The organism is Commensalibacter sp. W6292M3 (assembly GCF_016101315.1).
Taxonomy (GTDB): domain Bacteria; phylum Pseudomonadota; class Alphaproteobacteria; order Acetobacterales; family Acetobacteraceae; genus Commensalibacter; species Commensalibacter melissae.
In genome coordinates this window covers 417,769-439,676 of the sequence record NZ_JACFQT010000001.1, presented here as the reverse complement: position 1 = coordinate 439,676, position 21,908 = coordinate 417,769, and the positions used below count along the sequence as shown (strand labels likewise).

General features: G+C 37.4%; 19 protein-coding genes and 1 tRNA gene. 8 read left to right on the top strand and 12 right to left on the bottom strand.

Going from position 1 to position 21,908, the window contains the following annotated elements:
* Positions 1 to 55 precede the first annotated feature (55 nt).
* The gene (locus tag H3T57_RS01985; RefSeq protein WP_155565647.1) at positions 56 to 499 is read left to right on the top strand and encodes a GNAT family N-acetyltransferase; all 444 of its coding nucleotides are present in this window, start codon (positions 56 to 58) and stop codon (positions 497 to 499) included.
* 44 nt (positions 500 to 543) lie between these two features.
* Here H3T57_RS01985 and H3T57_RS01980 read toward each other — a convergent pair.
* Positions 544 to 634 (bottom strand) — tRNA-Ser (locus H3T57_RS01980).
* 187 nt (positions 635 to 821) lie between these two features.
* Positions 822 to 1,796: a bile acid:sodium symporter family protein gene (locus H3T57_RS01975; RefSeq protein WP_198192906.1), complete on the bottom strand. Its 975-nt coding sequence runs from the start codon at positions 1,794 to 1,796 to the stop codon at positions 822 to 824.
* Between the two features lie 144 nt (positions 1,797 to 1,940).
* On the opposite strand from H3T57_RS01975, the gene H3T57_RS01970 reads away from it, so the two are divergent.
* Entirely contained in the window at positions 1,941 to 2,894 is a 954-nt protein-coding gene (locus tag H3T57_RS01970; protein ID WP_198192904.1) for a hypothetical protein, read from the top strand.
* Between the two features lie 19 nt (positions 2,895 to 2,913).
* Here the strand turns inward: H3T57_RS01970 and H3T57_RS01965 are convergent, their stop codons facing one another.
* From H3T57_RS01965 to H3T57_RS01945, 5 genes are all read right to left on the bottom strand, one after another.
* A complete protein-coding gene (locus H3T57_RS01965; protein ID WP_155567073.1) occupies positions 2,914 to 3,369 on the bottom strand; it encodes a DUF805 domain-containing protein in 456 nt (151 codons plus the stop codon).
* Between the two features lie 15 nt (positions 3,370 to 3,384).
* Positions 3,385 to 3,861, bottom strand: a complete 477-nt coding sequence (locus H3T57_RS01960; protein ID WP_155565651.1) for a hypothetical protein — start codon at positions 3,859 to 3,861, stop codon at positions 3,385 to 3,387.
* A 107-nt stretch (positions 3,862 to 3,968) separates the two neighbouring features.
* Positions 3,969 to 4,856, bottom strand: coding sequence for a LysR family transcriptional regulator (locus H3T57_RS01955; protein ID WP_122123776.1), 888 nt, complete (start codon positions 4,854 to 4,856; stop codon positions 3,969 to 3,971).
* A gap of 189 nt (positions 4,857 to 5,045) precedes the next feature.
* Positions 5,046 to 8,516: a transcription-repair coupling factor gene (mfd, locus tag H3T57_RS01950; RefSeq protein ID WP_198192901.1), complete on the bottom strand. Its 3,471-nt coding sequence runs from the start codon at positions 8,514 to 8,516 to the stop codon at positions 5,046 to 5,048.
* A gap of 11 nt (positions 8,517 to 8,527) precedes the next feature.
* Complete coding sequence (locus H3T57_RS01945; RefSeq protein ID WP_110438242.1) at positions 8,528 to 8,824, bottom strand: succinate dehydrogenase assembly factor 2; 297 nt, start codon at positions 8,822 to 8,824, stop codon at positions 8,528 to 8,530.
* Between the two features lie 63 nt (positions 8,825 to 8,887).
* On the opposite strand from H3T57_RS01945, the gene recG reads away from it, so the two are divergent.
* Positions 8,888 to 11,002, top strand: coding sequence for an ATP-dependent DNA helicase RecG (gene recG / locus H3T57_RS01940; RefSeq protein WP_198192899.1), 2,115 nt, complete (start codon positions 8,888 to 8,890; stop codon positions 11,000 to 11,002).
* Positions 11,003 to 11,385: 383 nt separating this feature from the next.
* Positions 11,386 to 12,387: a DUF563 domain-containing protein gene (locus H3T57_RS01935; protein ID WP_198192896.1), complete on the top strand. Its 1,002-nt coding sequence runs from the start codon at positions 11,386 to 11,388 to the stop codon at positions 12,385 to 12,387.
* Positions 12,388 to 12,546: 159 nt separating this feature from the next.
* Here the strand turns inward: H3T57_RS01935 and yegQ are convergent, their stop codons facing one another.
* The 5 genes from yegQ to H3T57_RS01910 all read right to left on the bottom strand — a co-directional run bounded on the left by yegQ (position 12,547) and on the right by H3T57_RS01910 (position 18,466).
* The gene (yegQ, locus tag H3T57_RS01930) at positions 12,547 to 13,905 is read right to left on the bottom strand and encodes a tRNA 5-hydroxyuridine modification protein YegQ (RefSeq protein WP_198192894.1); all 1,359 of its coding nucleotides are present in this window, start codon (positions 13,903 to 13,905) and stop codon (positions 12,547 to 12,549) included.
* A gap of 117 nt (positions 13,906 to 14,022) precedes the next feature.
* Entirely contained in the window at positions 14,023 to 15,360 is a 1,338-nt protein-coding gene (gene gltX / locus H3T57_RS01925; protein ID WP_198192892.1) for a glutamate--tRNA ligase, read from the bottom strand.
* Positions 15,361 to 15,399: 39 nt separating this feature from the next.
* A complete protein-coding gene (locus tag H3T57_RS01920) occupies positions 15,400 to 15,792 on the bottom strand; it encodes a hypothetical protein (RefSeq protein WP_122124282.1) in 393 nt (130 codons plus the stop codon).
* 31 nt (positions 15,793 to 15,823) lie between these two features.
* The gene (locus tag H3T57_RS01915) at positions 15,824 to 17,035 is read right to left on the bottom strand and encodes a nicotinate phosphoribosyltransferase (protein ID WP_370552859.1); all 1,212 of its coding nucleotides are present in this window, start codon (positions 17,033 to 17,035) and stop codon (positions 15,824 to 15,826) included.
* Between the two features lie 39 nt (positions 17,036 to 17,074).
* The gene (locus tag H3T57_RS01910) at positions 17,075 to 18,466 is read right to left on the bottom strand and encodes a class II 3-deoxy-7-phosphoheptulonate synthase (protein ID WP_122123782.1); all 1,392 of its coding nucleotides are present in this window, start codon (positions 18,464 to 18,466) and stop codon (positions 17,075 to 17,077) included.
* 258 nt (positions 18,467 to 18,724) lie between these two features.
* Here H3T57_RS01910 and H3T57_RS01905 point away from each other — a divergent pair, with 258 nt between their 5' ends.
* The 4 genes from H3T57_RS01905 (at position 18,725) to H3T57_RS01890 (ending at position 21,907) form a co-directional block, all read left to right on the top strand.
* Complete coding sequence (locus tag H3T57_RS01905) at positions 18,725 to 19,537, top strand: MetQ/NlpA family ABC transporter substrate-binding protein (protein WP_232349709.1); 813 nt, start codon at positions 18,725 to 18,727, stop codon at positions 19,535 to 19,537.
* A gap of 40 nt (positions 19,538 to 19,577) precedes the next feature.
* A complete protein-coding gene (locus H3T57_RS01900; protein ID WP_198192887.1) occupies positions 19,578 to 20,615 on the top strand; it encodes a methionine ABC transporter ATP-binding protein in 1,038 nt (345 codons plus the stop codon).
* A gap of 40 nt (positions 20,616 to 20,655) precedes the next feature.
* Positions 20,656 to 21,309 (top strand): methionine ABC transporter permease, encoded by a 654-nt coding sequence (locus tag H3T57_RS01895; protein WP_198193466.1) that lies wholly within the window; start codon positions 20,656 to 20,658, stop codon positions 21,307 to 21,309.
* A 196-nt stretch (positions 21,310 to 21,505) separates the two neighbouring features.
* Entirely contained in the window at positions 21,506 to 21,907 is a 402-nt protein-coding gene (locus H3T57_RS01890; protein WP_198192885.1) for a hypothetical protein, read from the top strand.
* Position 21,908 lies beyond the last annotated feature (1 nt).

The window sequence follows — 21,908 nt, the reverse complement described above, 5'->3', positions numbered from 1 at the left end:
ACAACTTTATATTTCCTATGAATCATCCAATTTGAATTTTTAAGAAAATTTGATCATGAAAAACATTAAACCAATTTCTCTTGAAGATTGTCTTCCTCTCAGACAGAAAGTCTTATGGCCCTCATTAACAGTGGAGGAATGTATTGACCCAGAAGATCAATATTCAAAACATGTTGGATATATTCTTGATAACCAGGTTGTCAGCTGTTTTTCCATTTATCCAAAATTGCAAAACAATTATCAAATTCGTAAATTTGCAACTTCCCCCTCTTTTCAAAGAAAAGGTATTGGGACAAAACTTTTCACAACTGTTCTTAATGATCTGAAACAAAAGAAAATTGAATTTGTAACGCTGAATGCAAGAATAACCGCGGTTGAATTTTATAAAAAATTTGATTTTTATTTGTCCGGAAAAAAATTCATTAAAAAAAATATACCATTTATTCCAATGCAAATCGCATTGAAAGATTTTAATTTTAAATATAATTCAATTGAATAATTATTCTAAAGATATACAACTATACAGGATAAAAATTTATTGAATGGCGGAGAAGGTGGGATTCGAACCCACGGTACGCTATTCACGCACGGCGGTTTTCAAGACCGCTGCCTTAAACCACTCGGCCACCTCTCCGACTTATGAAAACTTCATATATGATTTAACGTGGATTTGGCAAGCATTTTTTTTACTTTTATTAATAAAACTGATTTTAAAAATGAAATATCATTATAAGATTAATTTGTTTAGATTAATAATAAAATAAAACATTAAATCGCCAAAAATCTTTGATAGAGTGACAAACATATCAGGTATTTCTTGATTATGTCTTATAAACCTTCTTTTTATCGGATATTTTATTACAATATTGGGCAATGATCGCAATTACAAATAGCTGAATTTGATGAAAAATCATTAAAGGCAATATTATCATTCCCACCATTGAGGGAGGCAATAACACGTTTGCAATTGGAACCCCGGAAGCTAGAGATTTTTTTGATCCACAAAATACAATGCTGATTTGGTCCTGCCAACAAAATTTAAAAAGTTTCGATAGCAAAAAAGAAATTATTAAAATTGAATCTAGTAAAACCACGTCAATTAAAATCAGTTTCATAAGCTGATACAAGGATAATTTGTACCATAAACCCATATTCACTGCCTGACTAAAAGCTGTATAAACAACGATCAGGATTGACCCACGATCAGAACAGGATAAAAGACGGGAATTTTTTAATGCCCATTCCCTTATCCACGGCTGCAGGATCTGTCCCATGATAAAGGGTAATAACAATTGGTAAACTATGTTAAGATTATCTCTTGAAAAAATAGCCTGATGATGATTTGAAAATATTGATCCAACCAAAAAAGGAGTTATGAAAATTCCCAGAATATTTGAGGCAGTAGCTGAACATATTGCAGCTGGCACATTTCCTTTTGCGATTGATGTAAATGCAATTGACGATTGTACTGTAGATGGTAAACAGCATAAAAAAAGAATGCCCATCCATAAGTCAGGCAATAACATTTTTGGGAATAAATAATGCAAGCCTAATCCCAGTATAGGAAAAATGACAAACGTACATGCAAAAATTAGTAAATGTAATCTCCAGTGAAAAATACCCTCAATCACTGCTTGACGAGATAACCTTGCACCTTGCAAAAAAAACATAAGAGCAATGGCTATTACAGCCAGATTGTTAAAAAAAAGAACACCCGAACCGTGACATGGAAAAAAGCTTGCTATTGCAACGGTCATTAATAGTAAAATTAAAAACGGGTCCAGATATTTCGGCATTGAAAATCCTTAATCTTTTAGTTTTGATCCAAATCATTATCCAACTATTATAATTTTCAATCTTTTGTAAATAACCCTTTAATATCTTTCTTAATATCGATATAGTTTAATTCTTTTTTGAAAATAAAAAATGTTTCTATGGTTATGAGTATATTTTTAAAGTCTTTGCCTTTTTTCGTGCTGATGCTTATTTATTCACTATTTAATAATGCAGTAGCTTTCGCTTCTGTAACTTGGCATTCATACTGTTCAAATATATCATCAGACACTGTTGATCATCATATCAATTCATTACAAGTTACTAATTATACTGTCAAAATTCCGGATAATTCCAATGTTTTCCTGAATAGCAAACAGTTAATGGTAAACCAGAGCGGTAAAACCTTGTCCAAAGATCAGTTGCAAAGAGTTACCAATATCACATCGACCGGATTGTTGACCGTATTTCTGAAATATCAAATCAATTCCTGTAACAAAAATTACTATACTGATTCTATTACACCTATATTAAAACAACTTAAACAAAACGAACAACTTACCATTATATGGCGAAACATTTTAATAAAAAATTTAAATAATGCCTACAAAGCTGATGAAATACGGTTGCAAGTTCAAAATATCGCTGACAATGTAAATTTGAAACTGTTTTTTTCAGGTCTGAATGAAATAAATCCCTCTCAAAAATCAAACATTTTCCTTCCAAGAGAAGGCATTTTGAATCTGAATACCCCTTCAAAATATTATCCCCTAATTTTAGCCGCTGCGAGTGGCAATAATGAGGATAAATTTTATGACCTGTCATTACCATTAAAAATCAATAACTTAATGATGCAGAACAATTTAACCCATATTACTGCGTATGGAAACGCTTTACTTGACCGAGAGCTCAACTTTCAATCGGCAAAAGGTAAAATCACTGTAAGCAATATGGAAAAATTGATTGCAAATAGTGGTTCTACCCGTATAAATAATCTAAAGACAGCATTGATTTTGGCTAAATTTGCTGGACGTTCTGTCGGAAACAATAATCTTGAATGGGATATAAACTGGCAGGGAAATCTGTTCAAGGTTAATAATGTTCCCATTCCCGTATGGTAATTTAAACAAAAAATATGAATTAAACAGTAACCTGATTAATGGGCTTGATACCATACCGATTATTTTCTGAACCGGGAAAACTTGCCATAACAAGAAAAATAATCTGAATTAAAAAATTGAGGTATAGATAGGGTAAGGGAATAATCATCAACAAAACCCACCAACCTGACAAATTAAGATCATGCAGGCGACGTATGAACAGTACAAATGATGGAAAGATCGTTAATAAAAAATATATTAAAAAAAATAGATGGATATCACAATAATAATAATGAAAAGTCACTCTGTAAATCAAATGAAAATATTCATCTATACAAAATAAAAAATATAGAATTAGACTATTTAAAACTGCAAAACACCAAAAACCTGATCTGCTTGTCCTGCCACTGAAATAAAAATAATGAAGTATAGCATCCCACCAATTCGATATAAAAATTGAAATCACCCGACCCAATCGAATATTATGCATCTTCATTATTTTATTTATTTCTCAAAAAAAAGCGAAACCATGGCTTCCCATGACTGCACCAATGATTGCAATGAAACTGATGGTTAATAAAAACCAGTGTAATCTCTGAACCTTAACATATACCTTATCGGGTTGTTGCTGGCCACTATTCCCTAATTTTTTATTGAGTATAAAGGGTTCAATTACAAATAACATGGTTGTAAAGATTAACCACACCAAAAACATGGCATGCATCCACCAAAATTCTATATGCTCAAATCGATTCCATATTTGCATTCGCCATACCATATAAAACCCGGATAATCCGGCTATCAAAGTTGTAAAACGAGCCTGTGTAGCAAAACGGCTTTCAATACGATGAAATATAGACAATCGTTCGCTGGATGAAAAATTTTTACGAATGGTTGGTAGAAGAACCGTTGTCACCATACATACTCCACCTATCCAAATTACAATTGCCAATACATGTAAAGCCCGCGCCAAAATTAAATCTGACATCTTGTTTCTCTTGAATTAATTAATATGTATATTTTTTACATCAATTTAATTTGAAAAAAATAAAAGTGCAATTATAATTTGCAAGGTAATAATATAAATAGCGAAATTTAATGTTCAAAACTTTGCAATAGCAAAGAAAATGCCTGTGTAAAATTGTTTCGATTGGGGTATCTCAGATAATATCCTGAAAAAGAGGGACAGTATTCAGATAAAACATGTACAAGATGTTTTTGCTGAATGGCGTGATAAACCTCTTTCAAGGGAATATAGGCAAAACCAAAACCATCCAGTGTGGCCTGTATGACCTGGGTTAGGGTATTACAAGAAAATTGACCTTCCATATGGATTATTTGTGTATTACCCTTTACAACAAATTCCCAATCATACTGATTTTGCATAAAAGAAAGAAAGTAGTTTATAGATTGATGTTTGAGCAAATCATGCGGCGTTTTTGGAATTTTTTTATCTTGTAAATATAATGGTGACGCAACAACCGCTATTTGGACAGGTGCGCTAATTTTTATTGATAAGAAATCTTTGTCTACAACTTCGCCAAGGCTTATTTTTGCATCATATTTTCCATGAATTTCTTTTTGAAGATTGGAGGAAACCTCTACATTAAATTTTATATCAGGATAATGTCGCAAAAAATTTCGCAAATGAGGCCATACAACAAAGTTTGCAGCATGTTCATCTGTTAAAAGATTGATATTTCCAAAAGGCCTTTTTTTCAAATCAATAATCTTGCCAAGCTCTTCAACAATTTCCTCTAATCTCGGCGCAATATTTTTCAATAAAATCTCACCAAGCTTGGTTGGCTCTACACTTCGTGTAGTACGGGATAATAATTGCACATCCAGATTTTTTTCAAGATTTCGCATGGTATGACTTAATGCGGATTGGGATACACCTAATTTTGATGCTGCCTTTGTAAAACTTCTTTCTTTAGCAATTGTTAAAAAAACCAAAAGATCATTGACATTTTTTTGCAACATAATCTAATTTCTCTACTTAACTTTATTTATTTCTTAAAAAAACATTTAAATTACGTAACATTATCATTGGATTAAAAAATATTCAATGATTTTAATAAATTATGTCTTATTAATAAATAAATTCATGAATGCTTCAAAATGTCATTTCTAACTAAATTCAGTCTACTTAATTTAGGAAATGACGTTTTATTATCGGTGAATTTCAACAAGCTTGCTTAATAAGAATTGACAACGCTGAATCCGTTTTGCAAACGGGGTTTCTCGCAAATATATCAATTTACCATCAGGACGCAATCTCACAGACTGATCTTTAATACCGGCTATCCATTGTACTAATCCTTCAGGATTTTTGAATTGATTGTTAAAAAACTGAACAACAACCCCTTTCGGTCCAGCCTCAATGCGATTAACACCAACTTTTTTACAAAGTTTTTTCAGTTTCATTACATGAAGCAGATTGCTTACTTCTTCAGGCAAGGTCCCAAAACGATCTATCAATTCAACTTGCATGGCTTCAATATCATCATGATTTTCCAGATTGCCTATTCGTCGATATAAACCCAATCTTACTGATAGATCCGTCACATAGGTTTCCGGGATCAGAACAGGTAATCCCAAAGTGATATTGGGTGTCCAATCCTGATTTTCCAATAACTGATTATTTTTTTCTGCACGGAGGCTTGCTACTGTTTCTTCAAGCATCTTCTGGTATAGCTCAACGCCAACTTCCCGAATATGACCAGACTGTTCTTCTCCCAGCAGATTACCCGCCCCTCTCAAATCCAGATCGTGAGATGCCAAAGTGAATCCTGCCCCAAGATTATCCAGTGACTGCATTATTTCCAGTCGCTTTTCAGAATTCTTGGAAAGAAAATGATGCTGTGGCCATGTCAAATACGCATATCCACGCTGTTTTCCCCGTCCCACACGACCTCTCAATTGATATAACTGACCTAATCCAAAATGATCAGCCTTATAGATTATCAGTGTATTGACAGTTGGCATGTCCAGTCCACTTTCAACAATATTGGTCGAAAGCAATACATCATATTTACCTTCATTGAATTCAGTCATCACCCGTTCAAGTTCTGTAGGGGATAACCGCCCATGAGCTTGTACCAACCGTAAATCGGGAACTATATCCAAAAGTTGATCTTGCAGGTTTTGCAGATCCTGAACACGCGGTGCAACACAGAATATTTGCCCCCCTCTGAATCGCTCCCTTTGAATAGCCTCTCGAATAACGATACGATCAAAGGGCATGATAAAAGTTCTAACAGCCAAACGATCAATTGGAGGCGTTGCGATTAGACTTATTTCTCGCATTCCAGTCAATGATAATTGCAACGTCCTTGGTAATGGGGTGGCAGATAATGTCAATACATGAATATCTTCACGCAAGGTTTTCAATTTCTCTTTGTGCGCAACACCAAAATGCTGTTCTTCATCTATAATAAGCATACCCAAATTTGCAAACTTGATCGTCTTGGCTAGTAAAGCATGTGTACCAATCACTATATTGACATTGCCATCTGCCAATTCCTTTTTGATCTGTGCCGCATTTTTTGATGTCACCATTCTGGAAAGTTGGGCAATTTTTACCGGAAATCCCTCAAAACGTTTCACAAAGGTTTGATAATGTTGACGTGCCAATAGGGTTGTCGGTACCACAACCGCCACCTGGCCTCCATTCATGGCCACAATAAAAGTGGCACGTAATGCCACTTCTGTCTTACCAAAACCAACATCACCACAAATCAAACGATCCATGGGACGTCCGGAAGCAAGATCCTGAATAATATCAGCAACAGCCCTTGCCTGATCATCCGTTTCAATAAAGGGAAACCGTGCACAGAACTCCTCCCACAATCCTTCAGGAGGGGTCTCGATCGTCGCTTCCTGCATCAAGCGGGCCGCGGCTGTTTTCAATAACTCACCAGCCATGTCCCGAATGCGAGCCTTCATTGTGGCTTTACGTTTTTGCCATGCAGGACTTCCCAGTTTATCCAGAGCCACACCCGTTTGATCAGATCCATAACGGCTCAATAACTCAATATTTTCGATAGGTAAGAATAATTTTTCATCACCATGATAAACAAGTGCCAGACAATCGTGTGGCGCAGCACCGATTTCCAGATTAACCAGTCCTTGATAACGACCAATTCCATATTCCTGATGTACAATAAGATCTCCCTCGCTAATCTCAGAAGCTTCTGAAATGAACTGCTCGGCTTTTTTCCGTTTTCTATGTGGACGTGAAATTCTTTCCCCTAACAAGTCGGCTTCAGAAACAAGAATGAAATCATCGGCAACAAATCCGCGATCCAAACCAAAAGTCAATAATCCAACAGAAGCTTCCCTGAAATTTTTAACTTCTTGCCACCCTTCCAGTTTCTGAACGGCGATTTTGTGTTCTTTCAATAATGTAGCGATGCGCTCTCTTGATCCGTTTGTCCATCCGGCAACCAATGTTTTCCGTCCAGATGAATACCATTCCCTGAATCTTGACTTGAACATATCAAAAACATTATCGGCTTCGACTGTCAGATTACTTTTAGCAAAAACTATACCTGGCCTTCCCCCTGCATCCATTCCACTGGATCCGTCAGGCATTGCAAAAGGATAAAAATACACCCCTTTATATCGCGTGATTATATGATGCCATTCAGATTGAGTAAGATATAGCAAATCAGGTGGTAAGGGACGATATACAACTTCGTCATTTCTTACTGGCTGTTTGCGGGCTTCATAATGATCAGCAATCATTTCCAGTCTTGGTTGCAATGCCTCCTCGGCCTGATATGAAAAAGACAGTTTAACATCAGAAACATAATCAAAAAACGTTTCCATCTTATCATGAAAAAGAGGTAACCAATGTTCAAGTCCTTGAACCATTCGGCCTTCCGAAACGGCTTCATAAATTGGATCACTCATTGATCCCTGACCAAACAGTTCTCGCCATTTCGTACGAAACCTTGATATGCTTTCCTCATCCAGAGAATAAACTGCGGTAGGTCTTAAAACAAGTTCTGTAACTTTCCGAGTTGAGCGTTGCGTAATCGGATCAAAACAGCGAATTGAATCTATCTCATCTCCGAATAAATCCAAGCGGACAGGCTCTTCTTCCCCAGCCAAGAAAATATCAAATAAACTACCCCTCAAGGCAAATTCACCCGGTTCCATAACTGTATCCGTACGATTGTATCCCTGCGCAACAAGAAGTTCGACTAAAAATTCCTGATCCAGACTTTCACCTTGTTTAAGGGTCAAAGCACGTCCTGCAAAGACTGATCTAGGTGCTATTTTTTGTAACAGTGCGGGTATTGTCGTCAATATGATCCTTGGCCCGGTCAAGGGTTCAAGTAATTGCGTCAATGTTGCTACCTGTTCCGAGGTTATTGCCTTGTTCGGGGATACACGGTCATAAGGCAAACAATCCCAGGCAGGAAAATTCAAAACATTTAATTGAGGTGCGATATAATAGAGTAAATCAGCCAACCGGTTCATATCTATATCATTCCGTGCGACATGAACCAGAACATGGTTATCTTTTTGATAACATTCCTGAGCAATTTTACTTAATAAAAAGGCATCATATCCCTCGGGAGCTCCCCATATCGGCAAAAAATTTTTAAATTGCTTTTTTGAGGCTCCCCCCATGCGATTTCTCCTTAATGTTTATTCGGTTTATTTTGTTGAGCAAAATGATATAGCGAAAGAAAAACAGGACTCTCAATTTTTTTTGGGTAAGGCTCGAAACCTGTCAACCATAACATCAGATCTGTATCAGCCAATTCCATTATTTTTTCAAAATCCTCAATTTCAATAATTGTCATTGCTGGTACATTCATCATCGCAAACTGACCGATGATTAAGTCAGCCTCGAAAGTCCCTCTATGAGTTGCACGATAAATCAGTCTGCGTTTTCGTGCCTCAAGTGAACTTATATTTTCTTTTTGCTCTACCATTTAACATATCCTATACTGATATCTAAATTTAAACAATTCTACACTCTCATAACCAAAATAATCATGAGTCCCCCCTCTATTCCGACTTCCCTTTATCTTTCCATAAAACCTATATTGTCCCCCTTATCCAGTCTTAAAGGTATAGGTCCGAAATTGAGCAAGTTAATGATCCATGCAATTGGTGGTGAGCGAATTATTGATTTACTCTTTCATTTGCCCACTTCTATAATTGACCGACGATATCGCCCCAAATTGCAAAATGCAATCCCTGGAAAAATAGTTACACTTCAAATAGAAATTACCCATATTGAAAAACCCCGTCATCATAAACAACCCTGGCGTATATTTGTTAACGATGGCAGTGCTAAAGCTGAAATGATATTTTTTTCATCGTGGCAAGCAAAAAAACTGACCCTTAATACAATATTTGTTGTTTCAGGTCTTTTAGAAAATAAAAATAACAAACTGATTATAACCAATCCACATTATATTGAACCTATATATAACCAACAGGCCATTCCATTAATTGAACCTGTATGGCCCTTAACAGCAGGCCTTTTCCCAAAAAATCTTTCAAAAGCTTTACGCCTGGCATTAAACCTATGTCCCGAATTGCCCGAATGGATCAATCCTTCCCTTTTACATCAACACCATTGGCCAAGTTTTAAAGAAGCGCTTCATTTGCTACATTTTCCAGGAGATTTCCCCACTTTTTTTGAAAATCAAACCTATGAAGCTGTTGAAAGTCGGGCACGTTCCCGTTTGGCATTTGATGAGTTATTCGCGGAACAATTAGCCATTACAAAAATAAAACATACAAATCAGTTAACCACAGGTAAATCCCTGATTGGTGATAATCATCTTATTTGCCACGCTTTACAAAAATTCGGATATTCACTGACATTTTCCCAAAGACAGGCATTCAAAGAAATTCAGACAGATATGGAACGCCCTTATCGCATGCTAAGATTATTACAGGGAGATGTCGGTTCCGGTAAAACCATTATTGCTATAATGGCCGCCTTACAGGCTGTTGAAGCGGGATTCCAAAGTGTTATTATGGCACCCACTGAAATTCTTGCCAGACAACATTATGAAACCTTTATGAAACTTGCTCCTGTTGAAATTTCATTTTTAAGCAGTTCCATAAAAGGAATAGCTCGCAAGGAAACCCTCGATAAAATTAAAACCGGAAAAACAAAAATTGCTATCGGTACACATGCCTTGTTTCAGGAACAAGTTGTTTTTCATAACCTGGCGCTTGTCATTATTGACGAACAACATCGTTTCGGTGTTGAACAACGCATTAGACTGGGGGAAAAGGGGGAAAATACAGATACACTTGTAATGACAGCAACCCCTATTCCAAGAACCCTTTTACTGACAAGATGGGGAGAATTGCAGGTCAGTCGTCTTACAGAAAAACCTGCAAATCGTAAACCTATACATACCACGCTACATGCATTAAGCAAAATTGATAAAATCTTGGAGGGTATCAAAAGAGCCATTCAAAAAGGTTGTCAAATATTCTGGGTCTGTCCTCTAGTTGAAGAAAGCGAGGTTATGGATCTGGCTGCAGTCAAAGATCGTTACATGAGCCTACAGCATTATTTTGGTATCGAGAATGTAGGCCTAGCGCATGGCCAACAAGATACCGGCGAAAGACAAGCTGAAATTGATAAATTTGCACACAATAAAACCAAAATACTAGTTGCTACCACAGTCATCGAGGTTGGCGTCAATATTCCCAATGCTAACATCATGGTTATTGAACATGCAGAACGTTTTGGTCTTGCACAATTGCATCAATTACGTGGGCGTGTTGGAAGAGGAGAAAAACAGTCATACTGTCTTCTTTTACATGATGATAAAATTAGTTATATAGCGAAAAAAAGATTATCCCTCATACGAGACACAGAGAATGGCTTCCTGATAGCTGATGAGGATTTCAGGATACGGGGCGGCGGAGAGGTAACAGGTCGTAGACAATCCGGTTTACCCAATTTTAAAATGGTCAATGAAATCATGTTGGATCATTGGATTAATACAGCCTGGAAAGCTGCTGAATACTGGTATAACAAAAAGGCTCAGGCCTCCATTGATGAAAAAACGTCAATACAAGTTTTACTCATGTTATTTGAAAAAAATAATATTCAAAACCTTATCAAAGCAGGATGATTTCCAGAATAGCATCACAGTAATAAAACAAAACAATTTTCAATAAATTATAATTTGTAATTCAAAAAATCTGAAGAAACATCATTTTAAGATAATTAAATTAACATAAATTTATTCTTCAATTATTGAAATAATTTCATATTTAATTTGCCACAAATCAATAATATTATAACATATTGACAAATATTTCCTTTCTCTTTTTTATATTTTCATTTATTTCAAAAAAATTAAAGTTTCATATAATGATTTCAAATAATTTAATTTTAAAACAAGATTTCCGTTCATTTGAAAAAATATCAAAGCAAAAAAAAATTTGTATTTCATCCCCTGCCATTTTATCTCTTCCCAAAAATTTTAATACTATAAAAGGTAAAAGGGATTTCATGCGAGGGTTGTCTTATTATAACGTAAGATCAAATCCTAAAAATAATGATCAAATAACTTTACCTCTTACGTATTTGACTCTATTTACCCTTAAAAACGCATATTTTATCGTTTTCCCGGGACTGGACGGAGTAATCGTAACATCCGAAGGATATATCGTTGATGAACCTTCTTGTTTTTTAATGAAACAACAATTGCCATCCAGTGAAAATCATTCTGGCTTTTTATTTCCAGACATTGAACAAAAGTCCAGTTTAGATAATGTTTTTGTGGGTTTTGACGCTGCTTGCTTTAATTATTATCATTGGTTATTGTATGGAATCTCCAAAACACAATTAGCCAATTCCATATTGTCACCTGATACAATTCTTGCCTTACCATCTGAACATAGCCTATTCGACAATCGGCAATGTGCTTTCTCACCAACAACTTATGTTCAAAGCCTTGAATATAGTGGATTGATTAATCGTGCCACTTTTATGAATTATGGTATTTACCCTGTAAAAAATCTGCATTTTTTCTGGCATAATCCCCTGATGCCGGAATTATATCTAACATTTGATGAAATTTATACCTTATTCGATACAATCCAGCCCCCTGTCAGTGCTTCATTACCCAAACGTTTTTACATTTCAAGGGAGCATCATCCAAATCCTCGAATTAGTTTTGATGAACAGCGTATTATTGATAAAGTTTTGAATGAAAAATCAATTGAAAAAGTGTTTCTTGAAAACATGGATTTTGCTGCACAAGTGAATCTTTTTCGTCAGGCTGATCTGATTATCGCCCCTCATGGTGCAGCTTTAGCAAATATGGTCTTTGCAAAAAAAGATACAGCTCTATTGGAGTTAAATAGAAAACTGGATAATCAAAATCATCTGCGTAATTGTTTCTATCTTCTTACCGCAGTTAAAAAGCAACGTTATGGTTGCATAAATTTAAGTGATCAACCTTTAACAGAAAATGATTTATCCAGTGCGATAAATCAATTGATAAATTAGAATTCCTTCATCTGATCATTAAATGCAATATTAACAAACAAAGATCAAGGTAAGGTAAATTACGAGATATTATAATATTTTAACAGTTCACCCTTTAGGAAAAATCTTTTCCATAGTTTAATAAATTCCCCCAATGATTAATAAACCTAATATCCTCAATTATGATTCAGTTTTCAGATATCGCATAAGCAACGCATATTCGAGAGAAAGATTTTTCTGGACAGGAATATAGACAATATGACTATTTCCTGGTGCGATTTTAATGGCTTCCCCTTTCGTGTTTTCCATTTTTTCTAAAGTAAAGCTAACATTTCCGCCAGGAGTCATTATTTCTAGTTGATCACCAATTTCAAAACGGTTTTTAACCGCGATTTCGGCAAGATCATCCCTGAAATTACCAGTGAATTCACCAGCAAATTGCTGTTTCACCGAAATTGATGAACCTGTTTCATAATTTTGATATTCATTATGTTTATGTCGACGTAAAAAACCTTCAGTATATCCACGATGAGCCAGGGATTCCAAACTTGTCATCAAGTTCATATCAAATGGCCGACCTGCCAAGGCATCGTCAATTGCCTTGCGATATATTTGAGCAGTACGGGCACAATAATAATGAGATTTTGTTCTCCCTTCAATTTTAAGGGAATAAACACCAATATTAACCAACTTTTCAACATGCTGGATTGCTCTCAGATCCTTTGAGTTCATGATATAAGTGCCATGTTCATCCTCAAAGGCTGTCATCTCCTCATCAGGGCGTTTTTCTTCGCGCAGAATGAAAACTTTATCCGTTGTCTCCCCTTCACCCAAGGTTGGTGGAACATCATCAGATTGACAACATGTTTCAGATTGGTTTTTATTGACAATTTCTCCCAATTCATTTTCAGTTGCCTCTTCAACATCATATTTCCAGCGACAAGAGTTTGTACATGTTCCCTGATTGGCATCACGGTGATTAATATATCCCGACAATAGACACCGACCTGAATAAGCCATGCAAAGGGCCCCATGCACAAATACCTCCAATTCGATATCTGGAACATGTTGATGAATTTCTTCAATTTCCTTGAGGGAAAGCTCACGTGACAAGATAACCCGTGTTAATCCCATCTCTTTCCAAAATTTAACCGTGGCCCAATTAACAGCATTGGCCTGGACGGATAAATGTATGGCCATTTGAGGAAAATGTTGCCTCACCATCATAATTAGTCCAGGGTCAGACATGATCAAAGCATCAGGTCCCATGGTGACAACAGGCTCCAAATCTTTGATAAATGTCTTTAACTTTGCATTATGAGGTGCAATATTAACCACCACATAGAAAGATTTTCCTTGAGCATGTGCCTCATCAATACCGATTTTAAGATTTTGGTGATTGAATTCATTATTGCGAACTCGCAGACTGTAACGTGGCTGTCCTGCATAGACCGCATCTGCACCGTATGCGAAAGCATATCGCATGGCCTTTAACGTACCAGCTGGACTTAAAAGTTCTGTTTTCAAAGAATGACGCATAACAAGGTAAAACTTTAATGAAATAAAAAAAGCCTTTTTAACAAGGCCAAGAAATTTTTCAACCTTTTAAAAAAGCTATATGCAGATAAAATTATTTATCTTCATAATTTAATTTATCTAGGCAAGAGTACATGCCTCCGTTAACCGTCTGACCACTCTTTCTCGCCCAATCAACGGTAAAAGCCCTCTCATCTCCGGCCCTTTATCCTCTCGTGTTAATGCCAGACGCAATGGATGAAAAAGAGATTTTCCCTTTCGACCACTAACCTCTTTCAAAATATTGGTCCATTGGCTCCAGGTCTCTTGCCCCCAAGGTTCAGTTGGCAAACATTCCAAGGCCAGATGAAGATATGATTTATCTTCATCCGCAACTTCAGGAATAATATCCTCATGAACCAAATCCCACCAATATCGCGTTTCAGACAGTATATCGATATTGGGTCGGACAATATTCCAGAATTCTTCTGTAACAGCTTCAGGCAATCGATCTCTGACTTCTGAAAATTCCATTGTATGCAAACACTTTTTATTCAATGCCAACATTTGTTGAATATCGAACCTTGCTGGTGAACGCGAATATGAGGATAAATCATAATCCTTTGCCAATTCGTCAACAGACAACAATTGTGGATCTCTTGATGTCCCCAATCTTGCCAGATAGGAAACCACTGCTTTTGCCTCCAATCCGTCCTCGCGCAATCGGCGCAAGGAGATACTTCCCAATCGTTTTGAAAGCTTACCCCCATCCTCGTCAAGCAGTAACGGTAGATGGGCAAACTGGATGGTGTTTGGATGATCAGACAATGCTTCAATCAAATCCAGTTGAACACCTGTATTTGTCACATGATCCTCACCCCGGATAATATGCGTAATGCCACTTTCAAGATCATCGACAACTGATGCCAAAGTATATAAAACGGTACCATCTGCCTTGATCATGACTGGATCGGAAATGGAGGATAATTTGACGTGACAGTCACCCATAACCAAGTCTTTCCATTTCATTTCACGCCCAGAAAGCATGAAGCGCCAATGAGGTTTTTTTCCGTTTGCCTCTGCCTCTTTTCGTTGTTCAGACGTAAGCTTAAGCATTGCCCGATCATAAATAGGAGGCTTATTTTGCCGACGACGCAACTCTCTCTTAAAATCAAGCTCCTCTTTGGTTTCAAAGCATGGATACAGACGCCCGGACTGTTTTAATTTTTCTATTGCTAATTGATAACGATCCATACGTTCAGATTGACGCATGAATTCATCCCAGCTAATCCCAAACCATTTTAATGCCTGATATATTTCCCGAACATATTCCTCCTTGGAACGTTCAACATCCGTATCATCAATACGCAACATAAAGGTTCCACCATGATGACGGGCATAAAGTGCATTAGCAACTGCTAGACGGGCATTTCCTACATGCATCAAACCAGTAGGACTTGGGGCAAAACGTAATTTCATAATCTGTACTTGTATTTTAATTAACAAAGAAAACTTATATTATTTGTCGTCTTCAGGAAAATCATCCTCTTCCACCAAACGACGTGGATCAAGCGCACGCCAGTCCCTTTCCATTGGCGTAGCAACATTTTCAATAAACATCATAATGGAATCCGAAGAATCCCAATTCTCTTTTTCTTGTGAATCAACAACTTTCGCATCTTCTCCAAAAGCTGACCAAGCATCAAAGATTTCCTGTCGTGAAGCTCCTGGAATACGGCATCTTTCAACACTGTCCCGAACATAAGTTTTGGCGAATGCATTGGCATGTTCCAAACTGTAAAAACCGGCAACCACTTCAGTGACCTTATTTTTTTGCTCACTCGAAAGATCAAAGATCTGTACATTATATTCTCTCTTGTCTTCTTTGTTCTGATCTTCTTGATTTTGCAAATTATTTACCCCAATCATATATTATAAATTATCATATTCCCAAGTTAGGCATATACTGTCGGGCAAGATTAATCAAAAATTCCCGACCTTTTTTAACCAAAGGTTTGCCATTATATGCAATAATATCGGCAGTTGCATATGTTTCATTCCATAAAACAGGAATGAATGAACCGGTCCCGACAATATCAACCGGGGCTCTTGCTTCAGAAATGATACGACATTTCTCGATATCAAACCCTGAAGAGGCAATGATCTTAACCCTATCAAATCCAGCCTCATCAAGTTTTTTACGCATATACCATATTGCAGCCGCAGAGACACCTGTTCCTGCCAGATATGTCAATTCTTTTTCGGAACAATAGCGTTGAATTGTTTCAGGAGCATATCGCATTAACAGTTCATATGATGACTGTCTATTCAGTCCTTCAATGTATCGTCCACCATGAGTATCCAAGCGCAGCAAAATTTTACCCTGGGCCGCCAATTCTGGAAAAGCCTTGCAAACCGCCAATCCATCCGTAATTTCTTGACCAAAGTAATCAACCAATACACCAAGTTCCTGATCTGGAAACTGCTCATGAAACATTTCAGCAGCTTTAAGGGTTGAACCGGCATAACCGATCAAGGCATGCGGCATTGTTCCAAGTCCTTGATGTAATCCATAAAATTTTGAGGTTATCGTACTCGCAGTCCCGATAAATCCTTTCGCTCCGTTCTTTTTTTGCGCTGCCTTGCTACCAACCCATGCAGCATACTCCACCAACTCCTGCATTTCATAACCGGCACAATGTCGCGCATCCATCGCGATGAAGCTTGTATCTGGCAAAAGTTGGATCATCTGAAACGCATTGCAGGCGGCAACACAACAGGCGCCTAGTTTTTGCAATAATATGGTTTCCAGTGTGACAAGCTGTTTAAAGGATCCCTTTAAGTATAATATCGGCAACCCTGCTCCAACCCATTCCCCTTCTGGAAATGCCAGTTTATAACTGGCATTAATTTTTTCCCTGGCGATAATATGCTCTAGCCATTCAAGAGCAATTCGAGGTGCAGAAATTACAGGACGTCGTAAAAAAACGGCATAGACAACTTCTGTATCCCCATATTGCTCGATTATTTTCTGTGTACGAACAAAATACATATCCGTACGATCTAATATTTCCTCATTATTACCAGGTACTGTCACAGCCAAGGTAGATGACAGAATTTTATCCACGTTCTTTTTTTCTAATCCATCAGTCATCCATTTGACTTTCAATAATATTACAAAACAATATTCCTGTTAATGAGCCGCAAAATTTCTTTTGGTCAACTCATCAGCAAGCAGAAAAGCGATTTCCAAAGACTGTTCAGCATTTAAACGAGGATCACAAAATGTCTGGTATCGTTTTGCAAGATCAGACTCCTTTAGATGATGGGCTCCACCGATACATTCCGTAACATTTGTTCCGGTCATTTCAACATGAATACCACCCGGAATAGCGTTTGAAGAAGTCATTACATCAAAAAAACCTATAACTTCAGCAAGTATTGAATCAAATGAACGTGTCTTGACCCCGTTACTTGTTGAAATCGTGTTCCCATGCATTGGATCGCAAAGCCATGTAACAATATGGCCAGAATCTTTAATCCCCTGAACTATCTTGGGCAAATAATCCCTAACTTTTGCAGCCCCCATGCGACTGATCAGAGAAATACGTCCCGGTTCATTGTTTGGATTCAAAATATCCAACAATTTTAATAAATCCTCCAAATCGGCAGATGGACCAACCTTGATACCAACCGGATTTTTAACGCCTCGCAAAAATTCAACGTGCGCACCATCAGGTTGACGTGTTCTATCACCTATCCATAAAAAATGCGCCGAACAATTGTACCAGTCATCGGATGTTGAATCAATTCGTGTCAAAGCCTGTTCATAGGGCAATAATAAGGCTTCATGAGATGTGTAAAATTCTGTTTCATGAATTTGCGGCGTATTTTGTGATGTCAAGCCACAAGCTTTCATAAATGCTAGAGTTTCATCTATTCGATTGGCCAATTTGTTGTATTGTTTTGCCAGAGGCAGGCGCTTGACAAAATCCAGATTCCAGCGATGGACTTCATTTAGATTAGCATAGCCACCATTTGCAAATGCACGGATCAAATTCAAGGTCCCAGCTGACTGGAAATAGGCAATTTCCATTCTTCTCGGGTCTGGAGTACGGGCCTCTTTCGTAAATTCAGCTCCATTGATAATTTCGCCACGGTATGATAAAAGACTCATACCGTTCTTATTTTCATGTGATGAAGAGCGTGGTTTGGCAAATTGACCTGCAATGCGACCAATTTTTACAACAGGAACTTTTGCTCCAAACGTCAGGACGACAGCCATTTGAAGAATAACCCTGAACATATCCCGAATGATATCAGCCGTAAATTCCTCAAAATTTTCAGCGCAAGGCCCACCCTGTAATACAAATGCCTTACCTTCCGCTGCTGCTGCCAATTGCTGTTTCAGTTTACGCGTCTCACCTGCAAAAACCAAAGGTGGATATTGGAATAATTTATCTTCGATTAATTTCAATACGGATTGATCTGGATATTCTGGCACCTGTTTAATTGGAAATGAACGCCAAGAATCTGGTGTCCAGTTCTTATTTACATTAGCATCAGACAATATCTTACTATCCATTGTAAATCCTGTTTCAATAAAAGCTTAAATTACAAATATTTTATCTAATATTTTACATTCAAACATACAATAACATTTTCCTAAAAAAACATATTATTTATCTTTTAATATAAAAAATTAACCATATTTATAAAATAATTAACCAGCAGCTTTAATATTGTATGGTGTTTCATATAATATACTCTATACAGATACACGATTTTTATATAAAACTTTCCTTAAATATCTTTGACCTTGAACGAATGGGAACAACAGTTAATGATGATTTTCTCTCGCCGGGCTTTTCTTGCCAGCTTAACCGCATTTATCCTTTATTCGGGTATTCCGCATGAAACTAAAGCTGCCTCCACCGTTCAAACTATTCGTGTCGGTATCATTAGTGGTCCTGAAGAGGAACTGGCCCTTACCGCCAAGGAAGTTGCAAAAACAAAAAACATTGATATTCAACTGGTCAATTTTGACGATTACAACATTCCAAATGAAGCGCTTGTTGGTAAAGATATTGATGCCAACGCTTTCCAAACAGTTCCCTTCATGGATGCGCAAATTCAGGCAAAAAATTATAAATTGGCCGTTCTTGGAAAAACATGGGCGGAACCACTGGGTTTTTACTCACATAAAATCAGATCCATCCGTGATCTTCCTGACCAAGCAAAAATCGCCATTCCCAATGATTCTTCCAATCAGGGCAGGGCTCTTAATCTTCTAGTAAAAGCCAATCTCATCCAACTACGGCAGAATGCTCCGGCATTACCTAGACTTGGGGATGTCATCAGTAATCCACATCATTTTCAGCTTATTGATCTTGACGCCTCCCAGTTATCCCGTGCCCTAGATGATGTCACAATGGCCGCGGTCAATACGAATTTCGTCATACCGGCCGGGATCAATCCAAAATCTGCTTTACTTAGAGAGGATATTAAAGACAGTCCTTATGACAATATCTTGGTTGTGCGTAAAGGGGATGAAAACCGCCCTGAAATGAAATTGTTGCTGGAGAGTTTTCAATCCGATGCCGTGAAAAAGGCAATGGAAGATAAATTTCACGGCGCTATATTGCCTGCATGGTGACACATTCTTTTCCTCAATGCAGTTTAATTGATAAAAATTTATGACTTCAAATTTACCCGTTATTGAATTTGACAATGTTTGCAGAAATTTTGGCAATCATGCCGCATTATCCAACCTTACTTTCTCCATTCAAAAAGGAGAAATAGTTGGAATTATCGGACACTCTGGAGCAGGAAAAACAACCCTGTTACGATGTTTGGCAGGGCTGGAAAAACCAACAAGTGGCAAGGTCAAGATTGAAGGAAAAGATATAGCCCATTTGCCTGAAAAGGCTCTTATTCCATTAAGACAGCGAATTGGGCTGGTTTTTCAGCATTTTAATCTACTTAATTCTAAAAATGTTTTAAATAATATTGCCCTTCCCTTGAAAATTGCAGGGATTCCTAAAGCCAAGCGAATTGAGAAAGCAAAAGAATTGCTCGAACTGGTTGGCATTCCTGACAAGGCCCTCAATTATCCAGCCCAGTTATCGGGGGGGCAAAAACAACGTGTTGGAATAGCAAGAGCCCTGGCAGCCAATCCCGCCCTTTTGTTATGTGATGAGGCAACCTCTGCCCTTGACCCAGAAACGACACGTTCAATAATTGAACTTTTATTACGAATTAATCAGAAACTAAAACTTACAATTGTTTTGATCACTCATGAAATGAGTGTTATCCGCCTTTTAGCAGATCGAGTTTTTGTTCTGCAAAAAGGTAAAATCATCGAGAAGGGAGCAGTCGGTCAAGTTTTTACTCATCCGCAATCGGAAACAACCCAACAATTATTGCAAGAGGAACAGCCTGCCCTTCCTCAAAGTATATCGCAAAATATTCATCCCAACCCTGACAGGAATGACCATGCCATTCTACATGTCGTCATGATGGGCAAGGTTGTAAGAGATCCCTTAATAGCTAATCTTCAAAAAGATTATCAAATTTCCGCAGTACTGTTGGAAGGAAACATAACCCATATACGTGAAACACCAATTGGCACGACATTTCTTGCCGTTCCTGCGGATCAATGGCAACAAACAATAACAGCTCTTACAAGCATGGGTGTTGAGACAGTTGAAAAGGTTGGTTATGTCCGTCTTTAATCTTGATCAAATGAATAATTTCATAAGTCAGTACTCTCATATTTCAACATATCAACTTGAGCAGTTATATATTGCTATTGGCCAGACATTGGAAATGACTCTAGCTTGTGGTTTGCTAACCTTGACAGGTGGATTACCTCTCGCCTTTTTCCTGGTTATCACCGCACCTGACGGTTTAAGGCCCGCACCGATATGTAATCGATCGATTGGATTCATTATTAATATATTCCGATCCATTCCTTTTATAATATTGCTAGTGGCCCTAATTCCCGTAACGCGATTTCTTGTTGGAACCGCTATTGGCACGACTGCAGCAATTGTTCCGTTAACTATTGCAACTATTCCCTATTTTACCAGAATAGCGGAAGTTTCCCTTAAGGAAGTCGACCGTAATCTTATTGAGGCAGTTAAAGCGATGGGAGGAAGCAATTTTACAATTATTAAAGAGGTTCTATTGCCTGAAGCTTTACCGGGACTCATTTCCGGTTTTACCGTGACTCTAATCCTGATTATTGGAATATCCGCCATGGCTGGGACCATTGGGGCAGGTGGATTGGGTCATTATGCTATACAATATGGATATCAACAATTCAGATCGGATATTATGGGAATTGTAATCGTTATATTGGTGCTCATGATTTCAGGAATTCAATGGTTTGGGGATTATCTTGCAGGGAAATATAATCACCGTTAGCCTTTAGATAAAATAAAAATTACTGATATCTCTGAAATCTTCAAATATGTTTTTATTTCATTTTATGTTATAGATTGAAGAATAAACCCATCCATTTCATCACGGGCTTAACTTTTCAAATTTGGTATATTATATCAAGAACGTAAATTATAAATCTATATCAGCTATTTTTTAGAGCCATAAAGGATAAATTATAATGAATTGGTTTAAAACTGGATTGTATACAGTTTTACTTTCTACGACTTTACTATCTGTCAAAACTTATGCACAAGTTACGCCAATCAATCAAGAAGAAAGCGGAACTTTACCAGGCTTATCCAAACAATCCGTTCAAATGAAATCCCAGGAAGCTGAAAAAGGGGGTGAACATATTACCGTTCGAGGACACCGTGAACCACCTCCCGGTTATACCTATGCGCCTTCCATGAACATGCAAAATGGACCAGATCCCGAGCATCAACAAGCTTTGGCTGAATCGAAAGACAAGGTAAGTGGTGCCAATCTTTCAAGATATGGTACCGCGTATCAGGAAAGTGGCCCAATGGGACAGGGGAAATTAGGGGATTCAACAGGAAATGGATGGTTAACCCCCCGATAAT